The 351-nt window shown below is 55.3% G+C and carries 1 protein-coding gene; it reads left to right on the top strand.

Features of this window, described 5'->3' with window-relative positions; genetic code table 11:
- Nucleotides 1-93: 93 nt before the first annotated feature.
- A partial coding sequence (locus AB9F29_RS21515) for a cell division protein FtsQ/DivIB (protein ID WP_369757203.1) occupies nucleotides 94-351 on the top strand: 258 nt, incomplete at its 3' end.

Here is a 351-nt window from a genome sequence, read left to right as displayed (position 1 = left end):
CGCCCCGCATTTATGGTGCATATGATGGCCGTGGACGGGGCCTCGATTGAGCTTGCCTAAGATATTCGAGAAGTTTTCCCTCTGGATTTTCCGATGAGTTCGTTTTATCTGGATTTGCAGCAAATGCATGCGGCTATTTCCGAACTTGATGCGGTGGCCTCGGTGAATGTGCAGGTGCGCGTTGGCGGCGTATTGCAGGTGAGCGTCGATGAGCGCGTGCCGGTAATTGTTTGGCGCGGCACTGACGCGGTTGAATTGTTAGATGCCGAAGGGCATCGCGTTGTACAGGTGCCTGCGCTGGCCTCGCGCCCTGATTTGCCATTTGTGACGGGATTTGGTGCCGATAAAGCC

Source organism: Falsihalocynthiibacter sp. S25ZX9 (genome assembly GCF_041205405.1).
In the GTDB taxonomy this organism is placed as follows: domain Bacteria; phylum Pseudomonadota; class Alphaproteobacteria; order Rhodobacterales; family Rhodobacteraceae; genus Falsihalocynthiibacter; species Falsihalocynthiibacter arcticus.
This window is presented reverse-complemented; position numbering and strand designations above follow the sequence as displayed.